The organism is Photorhabdus cinerea (genome assembly GCF_011189575.1).
GTDB classification, from domain to species: Bacteria; Pseudomonadota; Gammaproteobacteria; order Enterobacterales; family Enterobacteriaceae; genus Photorhabdus; species Photorhabdus cinerea.
Genome location: NZ_PUJW01000014.1, coordinates 71,247 through 92,353, shown reverse-complemented (window position 1 = coordinate 92,353; position 21,107 = coordinate 71,247). Strand labels below are relative to the sequence as shown.

At 41.4% G+C, this 21,107-nt stretch carries 16 protein-coding genes, 9 tRNA genes and 1 pseudogene; 17 read left to right on the top strand and 9 right to left on the bottom strand.

The features are described 5' to 3' along the window. The first annotated feature begins 182 nt into the window (after positions 1–182). The 5 genes from C5469_RS14560 (at position 183) to cysM (ending at position 5,006) form a co-directional block, all read left to right on the top strand. Positions 183–1,205: a sulfate ABC transporter substrate-binding protein gene (locus C5469_RS14560; protein ID WP_166308008.1), complete on the top strand. Its 1,023-nt coding sequence runs from the start codon at positions 183–185 to the stop codon at positions 1,203–1,205. Next, positions 1,205–2,038, top strand: a complete 834-nt coding sequence (gene cysT, locus C5469_RS14555) for a sulfate/thiosulfate ABC transporter permease CysT (RefSeq protein ID WP_166308005.1) — start codon at positions 1,205–1,207, stop codon at positions 2,036–2,038. The genes C5469_RS14560 and cysT overlap by 1 nt, the downstream gene beginning before the upstream one ends. Further along, entirely contained in the window at positions 2,038–2,883 is an 846-nt protein-coding gene (gene cysW / locus C5469_RS14550) for a sulfate/thiosulfate ABC transporter permease CysW (RefSeq protein ID WP_166308002.1), read from the top strand. Before cysT ends, cysW begins: the two co-directional genes overlap by 1 nt. A gap of 13 nt (positions 2,884–2,896) precedes the next feature. Further along, positions 2,897–3,985 (top strand): sulfate/thiosulfate ABC transporter ATP-binding protein CysA, encoded by a 1,089-nt coding sequence (gene cysA, locus C5469_RS14545; protein ID WP_166307999.1) that lies wholly within the window; start codon positions 2,897–2,899, stop codon positions 3,983–3,985. A 139-nt stretch (positions 3,986–4,124) separates the two neighbouring features. Continuing rightward, positions 4,125–5,006, top strand: a complete 882-nt coding sequence (gene cysM / locus C5469_RS14540) for a cysteine synthase CysM (protein WP_166307996.1) — start codon at positions 4,125–4,127, stop codon at positions 5,004–5,006. A 279-nt stretch (positions 5,007–5,285) separates the two neighbouring features. Here the strand turns inward: cysM and crr are convergent, their stop codons facing one another. From crr to cysZ, 5 genes are all read right to left on the bottom strand, one after another. Further along, positions 5,286–5,795, bottom strand: coding sequence for a PTS glucose transporter subunit IIA (crr, locus tag C5469_RS14535; protein WP_015833547.1), 510 nt, complete (start codon positions 5,793–5,795; stop codon positions 5,286–5,288). A 48-nt stretch (positions 5,796–5,843) separates the two neighbouring features. Beyond that, on the bottom strand, positions 5,844–7,571 hold the full coding sequence (gene ptsI, locus C5469_RS14530) for a phosphoenolpyruvate-protein phosphotransferase PtsI (protein WP_166307993.1): 1,728 nt from the start codon (positions 7,569–7,571) through the stop codon (positions 5,844–5,846). 184 nt (positions 7,572–7,755) lie between these two features. Beyond that, on the bottom strand, positions 7,756–8,013 hold the full coding sequence (gene ptsH / locus C5469_RS14525; protein ID WP_011145702.1) for a phosphocarrier protein Hpr: 258 nt from the start codon (positions 8,011–8,013) through the stop codon (positions 7,756–7,758). 328 nt (positions 8,014–8,341) lie between these two features. Next, the gene (cysK, locus tag C5469_RS14520; RefSeq protein WP_166307990.1) at positions 8,342–9,295 is read right to left on the bottom strand and encodes a cysteine synthase A; all 954 of its coding nucleotides are present in this window, start codon (positions 9,293–9,295) and stop codon (positions 8,342–8,344) included. 121 nt (positions 9,296–9,416) lie between these two features. Continuing rightward, the gene (cysZ, locus tag C5469_RS14515; protein WP_207629062.1) at positions 9,417–10,163 is read right to left on the bottom strand and encodes a sulfate transporter CysZ; all 747 of its coding nucleotides are present in this window, start codon (positions 10,161–10,163) and stop codon (positions 9,417–9,419) included. A gap of 250 nt (positions 10,164–10,413) precedes the next feature. Between cysZ and zipA the strand changes: the two genes are divergently transcribed. The 4 genes and pseudogenes from zipA (at position 10,414) to C5469_RS14495 (ending at position 15,158) form a co-directional block, all read left to right on the top strand. Next, positions 10,414–11,325, top strand: coding sequence for a cell division protein ZipA (gene zipA, locus C5469_RS14510; protein ID WP_166307984.1), 912 nt, complete (start codon positions 10,414–10,416; stop codon positions 11,323–11,325). A 61-nt stretch (positions 11,326–11,386) separates the two neighbouring features. Continuing rightward, positions 11,387–13,405 carry an NAD-dependent DNA ligase LigA gene (gene ligA / locus C5469_RS14505; protein ID WP_166307981.1) on the top strand — a complete coding sequence of 673 codons (2,019 nt, stop codon included), beginning with the start codon at positions 11,387–11,389 and terminating at the stop codon, positions 13,403–13,405. 218 nt (positions 13,406–13,623) lie between these two features. Continuing rightward, positions 13,624–14,808 carry a NupC/NupG family nucleoside CNT transporter gene (locus tag C5469_RS14500; RefSeq protein ID WP_166307978.1) on the top strand — a complete coding sequence of 395 codons (1,185 nt, stop codon included), beginning with the start codon at positions 13,624–13,626 and terminating at the stop codon, positions 14,806–14,808. 126 nt (positions 14,809–14,934) lie between these two features. Beyond that, positions 14,935–15,158, top strand: a pseudogene (locus C5469_RS14495) (DUF3820 family protein). A 77-nt stretch (positions 15,159–15,235) separates the two neighbouring features. On the opposite strand, the gene C5469_RS14490 reads toward C5469_RS14495, so the two are convergent. The 3 genes from C5469_RS14490 to gltX form a co-directional block, all read right to left on the bottom strand. Next, positions 15,236–15,311, bottom strand: a tRNA-Ala gene (locus C5469_RS14490). Positions 15,312–15,367: 56 nt separating this feature from the next. Continuing rightward, positions 15,368–15,443: transfer RNA gene (locus tag C5469_RS14485), tRNA-Ala, on the bottom strand. Between the two features lie 260 nt (positions 15,444–15,703). After that, positions 15,704–17,122, bottom strand: a complete 1,419-nt coding sequence (gene gltX / locus C5469_RS14480; protein WP_166307972.1) for a glutamate--tRNA ligase — start codon at positions 17,120–17,122, stop codon at positions 15,704–15,706. A 269-nt stretch (positions 17,123–17,391) separates the two neighbouring features. Between gltX and C5469_RS14475 the strand changes: the two genes are divergently transcribed. From C5469_RS14475 to glk, 7 genes are all read left to right on the top strand, one after another. Then, positions 17,392–17,467, top strand: a tRNA-Val gene (locus C5469_RS14475). Between the two features lie 30 nt (positions 17,468–17,497). Beyond that, positions 17,498–17,573 (top strand) — tRNA-Val (locus tag C5469_RS14470). A 46-nt stretch (positions 17,574–17,619) separates the two neighbouring features. Next, positions 17,620–17,695: transfer RNA gene (locus C5469_RS14465), tRNA-Val, on the top strand. Between the two features lie 41 nt (positions 17,696–17,736). Beyond that, a tRNA-Lys gene (locus C5469_RS14460) sits at positions 17,737–17,812 on the top strand. 39 nt (positions 17,813–17,851) lie between these two features. Beyond that, positions 17,852–17,927, top strand: a tRNA-Lys gene (locus C5469_RS14455). 39 nt (positions 17,928–17,966) lie between these two features. Continuing rightward, positions 17,967–18,106, top strand: a tRNA-Lys gene (locus tag C5469_RS14450). 229 nt (positions 18,107–18,335) lie between these two features. Then, a complete protein-coding gene (gene glk, locus C5469_RS14445) occupies positions 18,336–19,301 on the top strand; it encodes a glucokinase (protein ID WP_166307969.1) in 966 nt (321 codons plus the stop codon). Positions 19,302–20,069: 768 nt separating this feature from the next. On the opposite strand, the gene C5469_RS14440 is transcribed toward glk, so the two are convergent. Next, positions 20,070–20,144, bottom strand: a tRNA-Arg gene (locus C5469_RS14440). Between the two features lie 192 nt (positions 20,145–20,336). Between C5469_RS14440 and mlaA the strand changes: the two genes are divergently transcribed. Beyond that, a complete protein-coding gene (gene mlaA, locus C5469_RS14435) occupies positions 20,337–21,089 on the top strand; it encodes a phospholipid-binding lipoprotein MlaA (RefSeq protein WP_166307966.1) in 753 nt (250 codons plus the stop codon). The last annotated feature ends 18 nt before the right edge of the window (positions 21,090–21,107 follow it).

Here is a 21,107-nt window from a genome sequence, read left to right as displayed (position 1 = left end):
CATACTTTCTAATTGCAATTCGGTATATTAAACGGCAATAGTTATCTACCCTGTTATAAATAAACTGGATACATTAGTCACTGGCGTGTTTTTAGTGAAATCACAGGTTGAGAACCTATTCATTAGGCTATTTTGTTTTCCTGCACCAATAACCCCTATTGAGGTAGGTACTAAGGTGAGCAATGAAGAAGCATTCAATAAAAAATAAAATACTAAACGGACTGGTGGCAGTAACTTTATTGGGCAGCAGTAATGCCTTTGCTGTAGAGCTGTTAAACAGCTCTTATGACGTTGCGCGTGAGCTATTTTCTGCACTTAACCCTGAATTTGAAAAACAGTGGAATGAACTGCATCCACAAGACAAATTGCTAATTAAACAATCCCACGCGGGTTCTTCCAAACAAGCATTGGCAATTATTCAGGGATTGCGGGCTGATGTTGTCACTTACAATCAAGTGACAGATGTACAAATTTTGCATGATCGTGGTGATTTGATTCCAGCTAACTGGCAAAAACGACTGCCAAATAGCAGTTCACCTTACTATTCCACAATGGCGTTTTTGGTGCGCAAAGGTAATCCCAAAAATATTCATGATTGGGGTGATTTAGTGCGTAAGGATATTAAATTAGTTTTCCCAAACCCTAAAACTTCCGGTAATGGCCGTTACACCTATCTGGCCGCCTGGGGAGCGATGCAACAGAAAAATCACGGTGATAAAGGGAAAACCCGCGAGTGGATGAAGCGTTTCCTGAAAAATGTCGCCGTGTTTGATATTGGCGGTCGCGGTGCAACAACTTCATTTATTGAGCGTGGTTTGGGTGATGTGCTGATAAGTTTCGAATCTGAAGTAAATAATATCCGTAAGCAATATGGTGACGACAAATATGAAGTGATCGTCCCGCCGGTAGATATTCTGGCAGAATTCCCTGTGGCTTGGGTTGATAAGAATATTGTGAAAAACGGCACTGAGGAAGCAGCTAAAGCTTATCTGCATTATCTTTATAGCCCACAGGCACAGCAGATCATCGCCAGCTTTAATTATCGTGTCAACGATCAGGAGGTGATGGAGCAGCAGAAAGCCCGTTTTCCAGAAACCAAATTGTTCCGGCTGGAAGATCAGTTTGGTGGTTGGTCACAGGTGATGAAAATTCACTTTAATACTGGCGCTACGCTGGATCAATTGCTAGCGGAAGGGCATAAGTAATGTTTACGGTTTCCAGTAAACGGGTATTGCCTGGTTTCGGGCTGAGTTTAGGTAGCAGTTTGTTCTATACCTGTCTGATCTTATTATTGCCCTTGAGTGCATTGGTTGTGCAGCTTTCCAGTATGACCTGGGAACAGTATTGGCAGGTTATTGCTAATCCCCAAGTGGTGGCGGCTTATAAAGTCACATTATTAGCAGCGGCGGTTGCCAGCTTGTTTAATGCAGTATTTGGTATGTTGATGGCATGGATACTCACTCGCTATCGTTTCCCCGGTCGTAGCTTACTGGATGGTTTGATGGATCTCCCTTTTGCGTTACCTACTGCGGTAGCCGGTTTGACACTAGCAACCCTGTTCTCTGCTACCGGTTGGTATGGTTCATTGCTTGGGCATTTTGATGTGAAAGTGGTGAATACCTGGCTGGGTATTGCAGTAGCGATGGCGTTTACAAGCTTGCCATTTGTAGTGCGAACGATTCAACCAGTACTTGAAGAGTTGGGGCCAGAGTATGAAGAAGCAGCTCAGACGTTGGGTGCGAGCCATTGGCAGACTTTCTGGCGTGTAGTATTACCGGAATTATCTCCAGCTTTAATTGCGGGAACGGCACTCTCTTTTACCCGCAGTTTGGGGGAATTTGGTGCAGTGATCTTTATTGCAGGTAACCTCGCATGGCAGACAGAAGTGGTATCGTTGATGATTTTCATCCGATTGCAGGAATTTGATTATCCAGCTGCCAGTGCCATTGCATCAGTTATATTGGCTGTATCCTTGATATTACTATTTAGCATTAATACCTTACAAAGCCGCTTTGGTAAGCGGATTGGGGGGCATTGATGGCCGATTTATCTGAATTTTATATAGCGCAATGGACTCCTGTAAATTGGGGGAAATGGGCACTTATCGCAACAGGAGTACTGTTTTCAGTCTTGCTGTTAGTGATCCCAATTGTGTGGATTTTTATGACAGCCTTTTCTAAAGGAATTGGCGTAGTCACTCAGAATCTTTTAGATCCTGATATGTTGCATGCCATTTGGTTAACGGTATTGATTGCATTGATCACAGTTCCGGTAAACCTAATTTTTGGCGTAATGATCGCTTGGTTGGTAACGCGTTTTCAGTTTCCTGGGCGGCAATGTTTGCTGACGTTAATTGATATCCCATTTGCTGTTTCTCCAGTAGTGGCTGGTTTGCTCTACCTATTATTTTATGGTTCGAATGGTTGGGCAGGGAGTGTACTGGAATCCTATGATATCCAATTGATGTTTTCTTGGCCGGGAATGGTGTTGGTAACCGTATTTGTTACTTGCCCGTTTGTTGTTCGAGAACTGGTGCCAATGATGCTTAGCCAAGGGAGTCAGGAAGATGAAGCAGCAATATTGCTAGGAGCATCTGGTTGGAAAATGTTTTGGCGGGTGACGTTACCAAATATCCGTTGGGCGTTGTTATATGGTGTGGTTTTGACCAATGCCCGGGCGATTGGTGAATTTGGTGCTGTTTCAGTGGTATCTGGTGCTATTCGTGGTGAAACTTACACATTGCCGTTGCAAGTTGAGTTATTGCATCAAGATTACAATACCGTAGGGGCGTTTACCGCGGCGGCGTTGCTGGCGTTGATGGCAATTATCACATTGGTTGTTAAAAGTGCTTTGCAATGGCGGTTAAACCGCCAGCATGGTTAAAGCAGGAGCGAATATGAGTATTGAAATTAACAACATCAGTAAATATTTTGGTCGAACTCAGGTTCTGAGCGATATCACTCTGAATATTTTTTCCGGAGAAATGGTCGCTCTGCTTGGTCCGTCCGGCTCCGGTAAAACAACCTTGTTAAGGATTATTGCTGGTCTGGAACAACAGACTACGGGAAAACTGAGTTTCCACGGACAAGATGTTAGCCGCATGCATGCCAAAGACCGGCAGGTTGGATTTGTATTTCAGCATTATGCGTTGTTTCGGCATATGACCGTATTTGATAACGTTGCCTTCGGGTTGACAGTACTTCCACGACGTAAGCGTCCTGATACGGCTTCTATTCGCCGTAAGGTGATGGAATTGTTGGAGATGGTGCAATTGACTCATCTCGCTGAACGTTATCCGTCACAGCTTTCTGGTGGTCAAAAGCAGCGGGTAGCACTGGCAAGGGCTCTAGCTGTTGAACCACAAATTTTGTTACTGGATGAGCCATTTGGTGCACTGGATGCTCAGGTAAGAATGGAGTTACGTCGTTGGTTACGTCGACTCCATGAAGAATTGAAATTTACCAGCGTTTTTGTGACTCATGATCAGGAAGAAGCTATGGAAGTGGCTGACCGGATTGTTGTCATGAGCCAGGGCAGTATTGAACAAGTAGGTACACCCCAAGAGGTATGGCGTTATCCGGCAAGCCGTTTTGTTATGGAATTCTTGGGGGAGGTTAACCACCTGCGTGGTGAGATTAAAGGTTCTCAACTTTTGATTGGCGGGCAGCACTTGCCTCTCAAGGTGACACCAATCTATCAGGGGAGCGTTGATGTCTTCCTGCGTCCGTGGGAAGTCATGATGAATCCGCAGCCTACACCATCTAGCCCCCTGCCTGTACAGGTGACGGAGGTCAGCCCTCGTGGGCATTTTTGGCAGCTTTCCGTTCAACCTCTGGGTTGGCATCAGGAGCCAGTTGCTATTATTTGGTTTGATGAAACCTCAGTACCGGCGAGGGGAAGCCGTTATTTTATTGGTGGTACTGAAGCGCGTTTATATGCTGGTGATAAACAACTGCAAGCCCTTAGTTTAGCCCAGACCGCTTGATAATAATTTAAATTTTGGTTGGTACCATTTGCTCATCTCTTTACCGCCAGGAGATGAGCATTTTTTATTTAAAGTCTTGTGATATATTTCTGAATATGGTTATTTCGCTTTTCTATTAAATAAAAATTAGGTAATAGCTGTGGCAAGCTTGGAACACTTTATAGGTAATACCCCGCTGGTAAAATTACAACGAATGACCAATCAGCTAGGTGTGGAAATATGGATAAAACTTGAAGGTAATAACCCAGCAGGTTCAATAAAAGACAGAGCAGCGCTGTCAATGATTCAGCAGGCTGAATTACGAGGTGAAATTTCTCCTGGTGACGTATTAATTGAAGCAACTAGTGGAAATACAGGTATCGCGTTGGCGATGATCGCTGCGGTAAAAGGTTATCAGCTTAAATTATTGATGCCTGACAATATGAGTCTTGAACGTCAAGCTTCTATGCGTGCTTATGGCGCAGAACTTATTGTGGTGAGTAAAGAAGTGGGTATGGAAGGTGCACGTGATTTAGCACAACAAATGGAGCGTAATGGTGAAGGTAAGGTTCTTGATCAATTCAATAACCCGGATAATCCATTGGCACATTTTACCACTACAGGACCAGAAATTTGGCAACAAACAAAAGGGCGTATTACACATTTTGTTTCCAGTATGGGAACAACGGGGACAATTACCGGTGTTAGTCGCTATTTGAAAAGCCAGTCTGATAGTGTTCAAGTTATTGGATTACAACCCGCTGAAAATAGTCATATCCCAGGTATTCGTCGTTGGTCGCCAGCCTATCTGCCTGGTATTTTTCAAAAGGAGCTGGTGGATAAGGTACTGGATATTACTCAGAAGGAAGCTGAAGACACCATGCGCCTGTTAGCCCGGAAAGAAGGGATTTTTTGTGGGGTCAGTTCTGGTGGTGCTGTTGCTGGCGCATTAAAAGTGGCAGCTCAAAACCCGGACGCAGTAATTGTTGCAATTATCTGTGATCGTGGTGACAGATATCTTTCTACCGGAGTATTTAATTAATCTGATTAAAATATCCGTCAGTATCGTTCTGAGTTTATATCATAGTCTGAAAAGAGGAACACAGCAGGAAGTCCAAATGCTGTTATGCTGGCAGATATCAATAAGTTGGAACAAGTAAAGGCAAAAGTAACAGTCTCAATAAAGGTAAACGATGCCCACATTACCTGATTATTGAATTGGAAGGTTAGATAAGTTAAATAATGGGACGAAAAAACAGCCGCAATTGTCGGCTGTTTTTTTAAGATGAAAATGGTATTTCGATATTAAATGAACGTATTGTTACTTTTTAATCCGCATAATGGGCGTTTCGCCAACAGTGACAGAGCCACTCAGTTTGGATAATTCTTTAATTTCATCCATGTTGGAAATAACAACAGGTGTCAGAGTTGATTTCGCTCTTTCTTCGAGGAGTTTAAGGTCAAACTCCAAAACTAAATCTCCCTTCTGCACACGTTGACCTTCTTCAGCAATGCGCTTAAAGCCTTCACCTTTAAGCTCAACCGTATCAATACCAAAGTGGACAAATAGCTCAATACCGCTGTCCGATTCGATAGAAAACGCATGGTTGGTTTCAAAGATTTTGCCAATAGTCCCATCAACAGGAGCAACTATCTTATTGCCAGCAGGTTTTATAGCGATACCGTCACCGACAATTTTCTCGGCGAAAACAACATCTGGAACATCTTCAATATTGACAATCTCACCAGACAAAGGCGCGATTATTTCAATAGTGCCGCTGTTTTTTTTATCATCTGAAACCAGAGATTTCAGTTTATCAAACAGACCCATGAATCTTCTCCTAATTGTTTATACTGGACCGCGTTTTAACCGATATTGTTAGCAAAGTGTTTTTTCTTTGATGAAAGTATCAACTAACTCCATCAATTCCTTGGCAGTTGGCTGAGAAAGGGCTTGATCAGCCAGTGCCTTTGCATCTTCGTAACGAGTATTACGAATAATTTTTTTGATGCCGGGAATAGAAATTGCACTCATACTAAACTCATCTAGCCCCATACCTAATAACAACAGTGTAGCACGTTCATCACCCGCAAGCTCGCCACACATCCCCGTCCATTTACCTTCAGCGTGTGAAGCATCGATGGTTTGCTTAATCAGGCTCAATACTGCTGGTAGCATCGGGTTATAAAGATGAGAAATCAACTCGTTACCACGGTCTACAGCGAGAGTATACTGAGTTAAATCGTTTGTCCCAATACTGAAAAAGTCAACTTCTTTTGCCAGGTGACGAGCAATAACCGCTGAAGCTGGTGTTTCAACCATCACACCCACTTCAATTGCTTCATTGAATTTTTTGCCTTCTTCACGTAATTGACCTTTCAGTAATTCAAGTTCTGCTTTCAGCTCCCGTACTTCTTCTACAGAAATAATCATTGGAAACATAATACGTAATTTACCGAAAGCAGATGCACGTAAAATAGCACGTAACTGAGAATGTAAGATCTCTTTTCGATCAAGGCAAATGCGAATTGCACGCCAACCGAGGAATGGATTCTCTTCTTTCGGTAGATTCATATAGGGCAGATCTTTGTCACCGCCGATATCCATCGTGCGTATAATAACCGCTTGGCTGCCCATTGCCTCAGCAACAGCTTTATAAGCCTGGAATTGTTCTTCCTCTGTTGGCAATGAATCACGATCCATAAACAAAAATTCTGTGCGGTATAAACCGACACCTTCGGCACCGTTGCGTTCAGCGCCAGCAACATCCCGAACAGTTCCGATATTGGCGCAGACTTCAACTTGATGGCCATCAAGCGTAATTGCTGGCAAATCTTTCAGTTTCGCAAGTTCAGTTTTTTCTGCCAGATATTCGTTTTTGGTTTTCTTTAACTGCTCAATTTTTGTATCGGATGGGTTGACATAAATATGGTTATTTACCGCATCCAGGATTAGGTAATCACCATTCTGGATTTCTGTTGTTGAGTTAGTCGTACCGACAATTGCCGGAAGCTCAAGGGAACGGGCCATGATTGATGTGTGGGAAGTGCGGCCACCGAAATCAGTAATGAAACCAAGCACTTTTTCCAGATTGAGCTGTGCAGTTTCAGAGGGGGTTAGGTCGCTAGCAACCAGAACGACTTTTTCTGAAATTGAACCAAGATCGACAATAGGCATACCTAGAATGTTTTTCAGCAGGCGTTTACCGATATCTCGCACATCTGTCGCTCGTTCTTTCAGGTATTCATCATCCAGTTCCTCAAGGGCATGGGCTTGAGTTTCAATAACGGAATAAACCGCAGCATCCGCAGTTTTGAGATCATTTTTGATTAACGAAATAATTTCTTGTTCAAGTTCTTCATCTTCCAGCAGCATGATGTGTCCTTCGAAGATTTCAGCTTTTTCTTCTCCGAGGTTTTTTGCCGCTATGTTCTTGATTATTTCTAATTGGGATGAGGCTTTTTCACGACCTTGCTTGAAATGGGAGATTTCTTGCTCGACTTGTTCTTGGTTGATTTTTTTCTGATTAATAATGATGGGGTCTTCTTTCAGTAATAGAGCCTTACCGAAAGCGATGCCTGGTGATACTAAAATGCCTGAAATCATAATGTTACCTAACTACTAATAATTATTTTCTAAAGAGCCAGCCTGCAAATGGTTTGCTGTTTTAGGATATGCATTTAAACTGACATCCCCTGATAAATGTTTATCTGGGGATGGAGGACGGCTAAGTGAATATCGGTTTATTCATAACGTCTGAATCTTGGCTGGCTTTGTGGCTAACAGGTTGTTATTCCAGTTCTGCCATTAATTTAACCAAGTGTTCGATTGCTTTTTGCTCATCTTCACCTTCAGCAGAGATGGTCACAACGGTGCCTTGAGTCAGTCCTAAAGTTTGCAGTTTAAACAGGCTTTTCGCACTGGCAGTTTTGCCGCCGGAAGTTAGCGTAATGTCGGAGGCGAAACTTTTTGCTTCTTTAACAAACTGTGCAGCCGGGCGGGTGTGTAGGCCATTTGGCGCGGTAATAGTGACTTCTTGCTGGAACATAACGTTTCCTCAATAACTTAGATTTCTGCTGTTAAGCTAAGATTATGTGTAGTGGATAAATCTTAACTTGAGTATTCATTATTAAAAAATTGTTTCTTCCGATGCTTCTGATTGATAGTTTGAAGTAAAGATAGATCGCAGAACTCCTTAACCGAAACTACTACTTCTGTTAATTAATTTCGAGCATCGAAATAATTATTATTGGTTAAATACTAAACCCATTGTAAGAAATCATCTGGCAAAGTGTAAAAGTTTGATCTACTACACAGAAAAAGCACCATTTAGGTGCTTTTTTATCAATAAAACTAAGTAATTTACTCAGATACTTTTATTCATCGGATAAGTCAGCAAACAGCACACTGCTCAGATAACGTTCACCTGATGAAGCCAGAATGACAACGATATTTTTATCTTTAAAGTCTGGTTCTTGGGAAAGTTTCACCGCAGCTGCAACGGTCGCACCAGAGGAAATACCCGCTAGAATGCCTTCTTTCATCGTGATTTCACGGGCAGTTTTGATAGCTTCTTCATTACTGATTTTGAAAACCCGATCAACTAGTTTGAGATCAAGGTTATCTGGAATAAAACCAGCACCAATACCTTGAATTTTATGTGGACCTGGTTTTATTTCTTCACCGGCTAAAGTCTGAGTGATTACTGGAGAGTCTTCGGGTTCTACTGCAACCGCAGTAATATTTTTACCTTTGGTATTTTTGAGATAACGGGTGACGCCGGTTAATGTACCGCCAGTACCTACACCAGCAACAAATACATCTACTTCACCATCTGTATCTTCCCAAATTTCTGGCCCTGTGGTTTTTTCGTGAATTTCTGGGTTTGCTGGATTGCTGAACTGTTGCAGAATGATATAGCGATATGGATCACTGGCTTGAATTTCATTAGCTTTCTCAATGGCGCCTTTCATGCCTTTAGCGCCTTCAGTCAGCACCAGATTTGCTCCCAGTGCTTTCAGTAGCTTACGCCGCTCAATACTCATGGTTTCAGGCATAGTCAGAGTTAATTTGTAGCCGCGAGCTGCAGCAACGTAAGCAAGTGCTATTCCTGTATTGCCGCTCGTTGGTTCTACCAGCTCTTTCCCTGGTTGCAGAATACCGCGTTTTTCAGCATCCCAAATCATGTTAGAACCGATACGACATTTCACACTAAAACTGGGATTACGGGATTCCACTTTTGCCAGAATGCGTCCATTACCAAAGTGTTTTAAGCGAACTAACGGGGTACGACCAATAGTTAAAGAATTATCTTCATAAATTTTACTCATACTCGTTTTTCAACTCCCTTTAGTGATATCTTTGATGATATCCGGTTAATAATACGCCAACAATCAATTTATGGAAATATAGATTAAATATATTCTTATCGTCTAAAAGAATAACTTTGAATTAATATTTTTGCATAATATGAATTGCATACTTATCACGGTAGCGATCTACCCACATCGCGGTGGCAGCGCATACTGCGATTGGCATAATCACTAAGTTGACAATAGGGATCATTGTTAAAATACTCACTATGGCGCCAAATTGCAGATTATCTATTTTATTTTGACGAAGGGCATTACGCATTGTTGGAAAACTGACTTTATGGTTATCGAATGGATAATCACAATATTGAATCGACAACATCCAGGCACTGAAAATAAACCAGATAACAGGTGCGACAGTTTGTCCAATAACAGGAATGAAATAAAGAAGCAGCAATAGCAGAGCGCGGGGAATATAATAGAGCAGTTTTACTAATTCCCGTTTTAAGATACGCGGAACATCTTTTACCAGTTCTATAACTCCGGTATCTGGTGCAGGGATTCCTGTTAAATCCGCTTCCAGTTTCTCCGCTAGCAAGCCATTAAATGGTGCAGCTATAAAATTCGCTATCGTGCTGAAGAAATAAGTAAAAATCAGCAGAATAGAAATCACTGCCAGCGGCCATAAAATATAACTCAGCCATTGCATCCAATCTGGTACTTTGCTCAATATCCAGTGGACCCAGCTTTCCAGTTTCTGGTAGAGCCACCAAAATGAACCACCAAGTAACAAAATATTTGCCAGCAAAGGCAATAGAACGAATCTTTTGATGCCTCGTCGAGTAATTAATCTGCAACCTTGCATCAAATATTGAAAGCCGCTCAAGTTTTTGGGCGGTTTTGTCAAATTAAGCATACTTCCTATTCTCTTCTATATGATTGAAACGCTATCATATAGGCAGGATTTTCGACTGACTAGCCTCATTCTGTACAAAAAAAACGCAAAAAATGCTTGTCAGGCATGTTTCTGAGAAGAAAAGTGTGTATAAGCTTGCACTTGTGTTATTTGACAAATAGAGTTAATACAGAAAATGTTCTGCCGTGGTGGCATATTAATTTAAACAACAGAGATAGCAATGATGCAGGATTTGCGTCTGATATTAATCATTGTTGGTGCGATAGCAATAATAGCTTTGCTGTTACATGGGTTGTGGACCAACCGTAAAGAGCGTTCTTCGCTTTTTCGTGATCGCCCAGTGAAACGTCATAAACGTGATCGTCAGAATAGTTTCGTCGATGACAGTGAAGATGAAGTGTTCGACAATCAGCAAAAGCCTTACGCCCATAAGCAGGTGAAACCCCATCAGGAGCATAAAGCTGAGTCGGTGATTGAGCGCCGTCAGTCAATTGACACTGCAATTCCTGAAGAGAGAAATGATCCATTGCTTGCTGGTCGTCAGACTGAGACGACAGCCAGGAGAGCAGTACCAGAAGAGCAGGAACCGCAGCTCGGACTGTTTGAATCCGAAGAGCTGGAAGAGTTTGAGAAAAATGCATCTGTGGTGGAAGAAAAATCTCAGGAAGTAGCAAAAGAGGGAACTGTTGCAGAAGAGGAGCAAGCCAAAGCGAAAGAAATTGTTTTGGTTCTTCATGTGGCAGCACACCAAGGCCAGGTATTGAATGGTGAATTTCTGTTGCAAAGCATTCTGCAATCTGGTTTCCAATTTGGAGAAATGCAGATTTTTCACCGTCACCTAAATCCATCAGGTAGCGGTCCGGTGTTATTCAGTCTTGCTAATATGGTGAAGCCAGGTTCATTTAATCCTGAATCGATGGTTGATTTTACTACTCCAGGGGTTTCCATGTTTATGATGGTACCTTCTTACGGAGAATCGAATCAGAATTTTAAGCTAATGTTGCAGGCCGCTCAGCGTATCGCTTCTGATGTTGGAGGCGTGGTGCTTGATGATGAACGCAAAATGTTAACACCGCAAAAAATCGAATTATATAAGGCTCGTATTCGCAGCACACTCGATGCTCAGGTATAATCAACTTATCGAACATTCAAGCCTCCGCTAGTCGGGGGCTTTTTATCGCTGGCTATAAGTTATGAAATCAACTGCTCAACAAATAGAAAATCTCAGAAAAACATTACGTTATCATGAATATCTGTATTACGTTATGGATGCGCCAGAGGTCGCGGATGCAGAGTATGATCGGTTAATGCAGGAACTAAAAATTCTTGAGGAACAATACCCTGAACTGATTACATCTGATTCACCAACTCAGCGGGTTGGGGCTGCTCCTTTGACTGCTTTTGAACAAGTCCGCCATAAAATTCCTATGCTGTCACTGGATAATGTATTCGATGAAGAGAGTTATCTGGCATTTGATAAGCGGGTACGTGACCGCCTGAAAGATGCTCAGGATTTGGCCGTTTGCTGTGAGCTGAAACTGGATGGTCTGGCGGTTAGTCTGTTGTATGAAAATGGTGAGTTGGTACAGGCGGCAACCCGTGGTGATGGGACAACAGGGGAAAACATTACATCGAATGTACGGACTATCAACGCGATTCCGCTGCGCCTGACTGGAGAAAATATTCCTGCCCGTATTGAAGTCCGTGGCGAGGTTTTTATACCACAAAAAGGGTTTGAGAAACTGAATGAAGAGGCTCGTCGCACAGGTGCAAAAGTATTTGCTAACCCGCGTAATGCGGCAGCTGGTTCTCTACGTCAGCTTGATCCCCGTATTACCGCTAAACGTCCATTGTCTTTTTTCTGTTATGGTGTTGGTGTTCTGGAAGGGGGAGAGTTGCCGGCTAGTCACTATGAGCGATTGATACAGTTTAAGAAATGGGGATTGCCAGTCAGCGATAAAGTTGAAATTTGCTCTAATAGTCAGCAGGTTATTGATTTTTATCATGATATTGAAAATCAGCGCTCAACGTTAGGATTTGATATCGATGGTGTTGTTGTCAAAGTGAATTCGCTGGAATTACAGGAAACGTTAGGTTTTGTCGCTCGCGCGCCACGCTGGGCGACGGCATTCAAATTTCCTGCTCAGGAACAGATGACGATTGTTCGCGATATTGAGTTTCAAGTTGGTCGTACTGGTGTGATTACACCGGTAGCGCGTTTAGAACCTGTGCAGGTCGCTGGTGTGACGGTAAGCAATGCGACGTTGCATAATGCGGATGAGATTGAACGTTTAGGTTTGCGTATTGGTGATACTGTTATTATTCGTCGTGCTGGTGATGTTATTCCACAGGTTGTAGGTGTTGTGGAGGACAGAAGGCCGCAGGACAGTGATGAAGTGATTTTCCCTGAACATTGTCCAGTCTGTGGGGCAGATATTGAGAAGATTGAAGGGGAAGCGGTAGCTCGTTGTACAGGGGGGTTGGTATGTGGTGCTCAGCGTAAAGAAGCGCTGAGACACTTTGTTTCCCGGCGGGCGATGGATGTTGACGGTATGGGAGAAAAGATCATCGATCAACTGGTGGATAAGGAATATGTCGAAACCCCAGCAGATCTTTTCAGGCTTACGGCAGGTAAATTAACCGGGCTTGATCGTATGGGGCCGAAATCTGCTCAGAATGTGGTAGACGCTCTGGAAAAAGCGAAAAAAACCACATTTGCCCGTTTCCTTTATGCCTTGGGTATCCGTGAGGTTGGGGAAGCGACAGCCGCTAATTTGGCCGTTCACTTTGGCGAGCTGGATAAATTACGTGCCGCTGATGAAGAAGCGCTGAAAGAAGTTCAAGATGTTGGTGAAGTGGTGGCAAAACATGTGGTTAACTTCTTCAGTGAACCTCATAATCAAAAAGTTATTGATGATCTGATTGATAATATAGGAATTAACTGGGAACCTATTGTCGTGACAAAGGCCGAGAAGATTGATAGCCCCTTTGCGGGTAAAACAATTGTGCTCACTGGTTCATTGCATCAGTTATCCAGAGATGAAGCCAAAGATAAACTTATTGTGCTTGGGGCAAAAGTTACTGGCAGTGTTTCTAAGAAAACAGATTTGGTGATCGCTGGTGAAGCTGCTGGTTCAAAATTGGCTAAAGCTAATGAGCTAAATATTTCGGTTATTGATGAAGAAGAAATGATCCGTTTATTGGGTGAATAATTTTTTGTTTGCATGCGGATTATTGAGAGATTTTCTCAATAATCCGTAATGTGTAATAGATATTTTTAAATCTGATTTATACGATTCAGTTGAAAATGTGAGCAGTCCCACTAAATATAGATTTAGGACAAGAATTATTTCAAACTAGTGTGATATTTATCCCATTTTATTAACTCTTATTACATAGAATGCATTTATAAACTAGTTTGGAGTATGATATGTCTCAGATCCTGCATTTCCTTTTAGCTCTGGTGGTTATTGGTGGCCTTGCTATTCTGGCGAGTAGTAACCGTAAAGGGATTCGTCCTCGCTATATTATTCAACTGCTTGCTATTGAGCTTGTTCTGGCGTGGTTTTTCCTGAATTCTGGTGTTGGCCAGGAATTTGTCATGGGATTTGCTGGCTTGTTTGAGCAATTGCTGAAATTTGCGGGTGAAGGAACTGAATTCATTTTTGGCGGCATGATGGATGCAAAACTGGCATTCTTCTTTCTGAATGTATTGTGCCCGATTATCTTTATTTCTGCACTGATTGGGATTTTGCAGCATATCAAAGTATTACCAATTTTCATCCGGGTTATTGGTACTCTACTGTCTAAAGTTAACGGCATGGGTAAGTTGGAATCATTCAATGCGGTTAGCTCTTTGGTACTTGGTCAATCTGAAAATTTTATTGCCTATAAAGATGTGCTAGGCAAAATGTCTGAGCGCCGAATGTACACAATGGCAGCGACTGCGATGTCAACGGTTTCTATGTCGATAGTGGGTGCTTACATGACAATTCTGGAGCCTAAATATGTTGTGGCGGCCCTGGTGCTTAATATGTTCAGTACTTTTATCATTTTGTCACTCATTAACCCGTATACTGTTGACAGTGAAGAAGATATTCAAATGAGTAATCTTCACGAAGGCCAAAGTTTCTTCGAAATGCTGGGTGAATATATTTTGGCTGGTTTTAAGGTAGCATTGATTGTTGCCGCTATGTTGATTGGTTTTATTGCTCTGATTGCGGCTATTAACGCGCTGTTTAGTGTGATTTTTGATAAGAATTTTCAGGAAACTTTGGGTTATGTGTTCTATCCATTTGCTTGGATGATTGGTATCCCCGCTGATGAAGCGCTGAAGGTTGGCAGTATCATGGCAACCAAACTGGTTTCTAACGAATTTGTTGCGATGCATAGTTTGCAGTCAATTGCTACAGAACTTTCTCCGCGTTCACAGGGTATTTTATCGGTATTCTTGGTTTCATTTGCTAATTTCTCTTCAATTGGGATTGTTGCCGGTGCGATTAAAGGCTTGGATGAGAAGCAGGGTAATGTAGTTTCTCGCTTTGGTTTGAAACTCCTGTTTGGTTCAACTCTTGTTAGCTTTCTATCCGCAGCTATTGCAGGTTTGGTGCTGTAAAAATATAAAGTTTGATAGTGGGATATTGCGTCATGGATGATGCAATTTTTCTTTATTTCCTTTCGCATATTTCTTCTTTACTCCGTAAACTGAGACTACCTTTTTTAATTGATATATATGCAAGTTATGGAAAAAGAAAATCTGATAGAGATTGCTAATACGGTTATGCCATTTGGTAAATATAAAGGTCGAGCACTCATTGACTTACCAGAAGAGTACTTATTGTGGTTCTCCCGTAAGGGTGAATTTCCACAAGGCAAATTAGGTGCACTGATGGAGATGACTTTGGCAATAAAAATAGAAGGATTAGATTCGCGGTGAAACCATTGAAGAAAGGTCAGCCAAAGTAAGGAGTTATTAATGGTAGTGATAAACTGTGATAAGTAAAAGGCCCTGAAAGCATATGGCTTTCAGGGCCTGATAATTTTGGTGGAGCTAAGCGGGATCGAACCGCTGACCTCTTGCATGCCATGCAAGCGCTCTCCCAGCTGAGCTATAGCCCCACGATTGTGGTTTTTCCTAATTTTAGTACCAAATCCTTTACTTTGGTGAAAGTATTTGGTGGAGCTAAGCGGGATCGAACCGCTGACCTCTTGCATGCCATGCAAGCGCTCTCCCAGCTGAGCTATAGCCCCAATCAAAATTAATGGAACGGGGCGCATAATATGAAACCCAGCAAATACTGTCAACGGCTAACTTATCATTCTCAGCACAAGCGTTGAAAAAGCCATCAGTTTTGTGATAAATCGACAAAATAAAGGTTAGCCAATGGGTTGCCGTGAGATGGAAGGCGGTTTAAGGCGTGTGATTCGATGGATAATATGATCAAGCTAAACGAAAACCTTTTAAAGCAGAAGGCATCACTATAGAGCCAGTGATGCCTTTGTTGCATTAATTACTGTTGGGTTTCACGCTGAGCAATGAACTCCAGAGCCTGATTAATACGAGATAGAGTACGGGTTTGTCCGATAGCATGAATAGTCACATCTAAACCTGGAGACTGTCCAGCACCAGTGGCAGCCACACGCAGCGGCATACCGACTTTACCCATACCAACTTCCAGTTCATCAGCTGTAGATTGAATGGCATGATGAATATTTTCTGCTGTCCAGTCAGTAATTGAGGCCAGCTTCGAATAAACAACTTCAAGAGGTTGACGGGCAACTGGACGCAAATGTTTCTTCGCTGCATCTGCATCAAATTCAGCAAAATCTTCATAAAAGTAGCGGCAGGATTCAGCTATTTCTTTCAGAGTTTTACAGCGTTCACCCAATAATTTAATCAGATCAACCAACTGTGGGCCATTACGGGTATCAATGCCTTGCTGCTCAATATGCCATGCCAGATGAACAGCAACTTTCTCTGGGGGTAAAGTATTAATATAATGATGGTTCAGCCATTGCAGTTTTTCTGTATTGAATGCACTAGCAGATTTATTGATAGCATCAAGACTAAAAAATTCAGTCATCTCTTCGAGACTAAAAATCTCTTGATCACCGTGCGACCAACCTAGACGAACCAGATAATTCAGCAGGGCTTCTGGTAGATAGCCATCATCACGGTATTGCATAACGCTCACTGCGCCATGGCGTTTGGACAGTTTTTTACCATCATCCCCTAGGATCATCGAAACATGCGCGTATTCTGGAACTGGTGCACCCAGAGCTTTCAGAATATTAATTTGGCGTGGGGTATTATTGATATGGTCTTCACCGCGAATTACATGGGTAATTTCCATATCCCAATCATCAATAACAACACAGAAATTATAAGTTGGTGAGCCATCGGTACGGCGGATAATCAGATCATCAAGTTCCTGATTACTGAATTCAATTGGACCACGGATACTATCGTTAAAAATAACAGAGCCTTCCTGTGGATTGCGGAAACGAACAACATGGGGTTGATCTGGGTTATGCTGACATTGACTATCACGACAACGACCGTCATAGCGAGGCTTCTCGCCATTGGCCATCTGAGTTTCACGCAATTCTTCCAAACGATCTTTAGAACAGTAGCAGTGATAAGCAGTTCCTTGTTCTAGCATTTGATCAATGACTTGGTTATAACGATCAAAACGCTTTGTCTGATAAAAAGGGCCTTCATCCCAATTCAGATTTAACCAGTTCATACCGTCCATAATGGCATCAATGGCTTCCTGAGTTGAGCGTTCAAGGTCAGTATCTTCGATACGCAATACAAATTCGCCCTCACTATGGCGGCTGTATAACCAGGAATAAAGTGCGGTACGTGCACCACCAACATGGAGATAGCCAGTTGGGCTTGGTGCAAAACGGGTTTTAATTTTACGCATTGAGGATTGCCTTAACTACGTTTCACTTTTCAATGAACGTTATTGGTAATTTAAAGTAACAAAATGGGGAGTTATTTTATCACTGCACTTTAATTCCTCAATGCTGTTAGCGGGATGTTGTTGAGAAAAGTCAGCATATCTGCTTAAACCGTACCCTAAATGATGATAATTATCTCACGTTTGTTTAATTTTGAGACGAACGATATTTTTACCTAGAAAAAGCGTTGACTCATCCTGAACTATCCCTATAATGCGACTCCATCACGACGGGGCGATTAGCTCAGTTGGTAGAGCATCTCCCTTACAAGGAGGGGGTCATCAGTTCGAATCTGGTATCGCCCACCATCTCGTTGTGATAGAAATGATTTTATGATTGGGCGATTAGCTCAGTTGGTAGAGCATCTCCCTTACAAGGAGGGGGTCATCAGTTCGAATCTGGTATCGCCCACCAATCATAAATTCAGTGATATAAAATGCAGTGATAGTCCTTATGAAGTGGGCGATTAGCTCAGTTGGTAGAGCATCTCCCTTACAAGGAGGGGGTCATCAGTTCGAATCTGGTATCGCCCACCACTTCATTAGATTGTTACAGCAATTTTGCATCTTCTTGGCATGGGTCGTTAGCTCAGTCGGTAGAGCAGTTGACTTTTAATCAATTGGTCGCAGGTTCGAATCCTGCACGACCCACCATTCAAAAAAGCGTAATTAAATCGAAATACCATCTTAGATGGGTCGTTAGCTCAGTCGGTAGAGCAGTTGACTTTTAATCAATTGGTCGCAGGTTCGAATCCTGCACGACCCACCATTCAAAAAAGCGCAATTAAATCGAAATACCATCTTAGATGGGTTGTTAGCTCAGTCGGCAGAGCAGTTGACTTTTAATCAATTGATCGGCAGGTTTGAGCCGAGCGAAGCGAGACAACAATGCGACGCGTTGGCCCGCAGGGCGAGGGCGTAGCCCGAGTCATCCTGCACGACCCACCATTCAAAAAGCATAATTCAAATAACCCTCCAATGTACTGTTAGCTCAGTCGATAGAATAGTTGTGTTTTAATTTATTGGTTTCGGGTTCTGGTTGAGCAAACTAACTTCATGTACTACGCATGTGCCTTGATTGTGTGAGCTATTTACGTTCAAACTACCTATACCAATAATGCTGGATGGGATAAGCTTTACATATATTGTTGTACTAATTAATTATTGGGATATAAAAATGAACCTCTGCGGACTGGTGGCTGATATTGGTGGCACGAATGCCAGATTGGCACTTTGTAATTTGAAAAATGGGGCTATTGAGCAGATTGAAACATATAGCGCAAGACAATACGCTGGATTAGAGTCTATTATTAGCCATTATTTGGCCGAGCAAAATACAGTAGTAACTTGTGCTTGTATCGCTATTGCTTGCCCGATAAGTGGTGATTGGGTAGAAATGACTAATCACCAATGGGCATTTTCTGTTAGTGAGCTAAAACAGACGCTTGGGCTAGAAAAATTAGATGTTATTAATGACTTTACTGCCGTTTCTATGGCTATTCCCATGTTGACAGAGGAACACAAAGTTCAGTTGGGAGGGGGAAAAGCAGTTGAAGATAAACCGGTTGCTGTTTACGGAGCTGGAACGGGCCTTGGAGTCGCTCATCTGATAAAAGTAAACAAGCAATGGATAAGCTTGCCAGGTGAGGGAGGGCATGTGGATTTTGCAGCGAATAGTGAAGAGCAAGATGCAATATTGGCTATTTTACGTCGCAAGCTGGGCCATGTTTCAGTTGAAAGAATTTTGTCAGGTAGTGGACTGGTGAATCTCTATCAGGCTATTACTATTTTGAACCATAATCAGCCGGAAGATTTGGAACCAGAAACAGTGACACAGCGAGCACTGGATGAAAGTTGCCAATATTGTCATCGTGCTCTCGCGTTATTTTGTGAAATTATGGGGAGATTTGGCGGAAATTTGGCGTTAAATCTGGGGACTTTTGGTGGTGTGTACATCGCTGGTGGTATAGTGCCACGATTTCTTGATTTCTTTAAGCGGTCAGATTTCTTGGATGGATTTGAAGATAAAGGGCGCTTTAAAACATTAATACAACAGATTCCTGTTTATTTGATTACTCATCCGCAACCTGGATTGTTAGGTTCAGGTACATATTTACGGCAACAGTTATCGCTGATTGATTAAGTTATAAAGACAGATATATACATATTAGAATTAATAATTGTATATATCTGGTCAAATTTTTTAAAGTATAATTTTATTAAATGTAAATTGATGAGTTAAATAATTATTGGGGGATGCTGGTGTTATTTTTACTAATAAATATAAAAATAGAGTTGGTTTTTTATTTATTTGCATGTTTTCTTGTTTGGAGAATAATAAGTCTTTAAAATAAATAATGAAAATATTTCAGTTGGATTTTCGATAATATATTTATCCCTTGGTTACAATAGAATTGTAGATGGGCTTACAAATAAATAATTTTATAGATTTAATCATGTTTTATCTATTTGAAATTATTAAAAATTTTATTTGATGATGGGGTGATTACGTTTTTATTGGAAGTTATTATTTTTATAATTAGTGTTTAATGGCATTATTTGATTTTTGAAATAAAGTTAAATAATGTTTTAAATAAACATTATAATGAATTTTTTGTTTTGATATAAAATTTAAAGCGTATAATTAAATATATATGATTTTATTGAATGAATAAGAATATAATTCATTGAAAAAGATAATAAAATTAAACGACTTTAAATTAATTTCAAATGTTTATAACTTTGATAAGTTGAATAAGGTTTTATATCCGATTTATTATATAATGAATATTTAATTTTTTATATAAAGATATTAATTTATATAAAAAATAATATTATTTTATTTGTATATTATCTTGAGATTTTCTTATATCTCTCAAAATATTGCATATGTGGTTATTGGTTCTGTTAATGGCGTCCCCTGCAGGGATCGAACCTGCAATTAGCCCTTAGGAGGGGCTTGTTATATCCATTTAACTAAGGGGACAACCGCTGCATTATAACTGCTTTTTCTTCCTAAGATAAGACGTTATGAACTGTTTGCTTATTTAACGACCACTCAAATTGAGTACCATTCAAGTTGAATTGTCAGTAATATTTATATTTATTGATGATCATCGGCAGGTAGTACGACAAGATTGGTTTGCCGGATCTAAGAGATTGTTACTTGGAGAATTGTATGAAGTATCGTTTGGGTGTAATCGCTCTTACAGCCACATTACTTGTGGGATGTGCCGGTTCATCTAATAGTGTTGAACAGGGGCGTTCAGACCCTCTGGAAGGTTTTAACCGTACAATGTTCAACTTTAATTATAATGTCCTTGATCCCTATATCTTACGTCCGGTAGCTGTAACGTGGCGCGACTATGTACCAATGCCTGCACGAAATGGTTTGGGCAATTTTCTCAGTAATCTCGAAGAGCCAGCCAGTATGGTAAACAGTTTCTTGCGTGGTGACCCATATCAGGGAATGAAACATTTTAATCGTTTTTTCCTGAATACCATTTGGGGTATAGGTGGCTTGATTGATGTTGCAACTATGGCAAACCCTAAGTTGGCAAAAGAAGAACCAAAACGTTTTGGTAGTACTTTGGGCTATTATGATGTGGGATATGGTCCTTATGCTGTATTACCGGGATATGGCAGTTTTACTCTGCGTGATGAAGGGGGAAACTGGGCTGATATGACTTACCCAATGTTGAGTTATTTGACCATCTGGATGTCAGCGGGTAAGTGGGTATTTGAAGGTATTGAAACTCGTGCTCGTTTGCTGGATTCTGATGGTTTGTTGAAGAATTCATCAGATCCTTATCTGATGATGCGTGAGGCTTACTTCCAGAGCCATGATTTTATGGCAAGCGGCGGTAAGTTGGAAGCCACAAAAAATCCAAATGCTGAAGCATTACAGGGTGATTTGGACAGTATTGATTGATCGTTATTGTCCGATTTA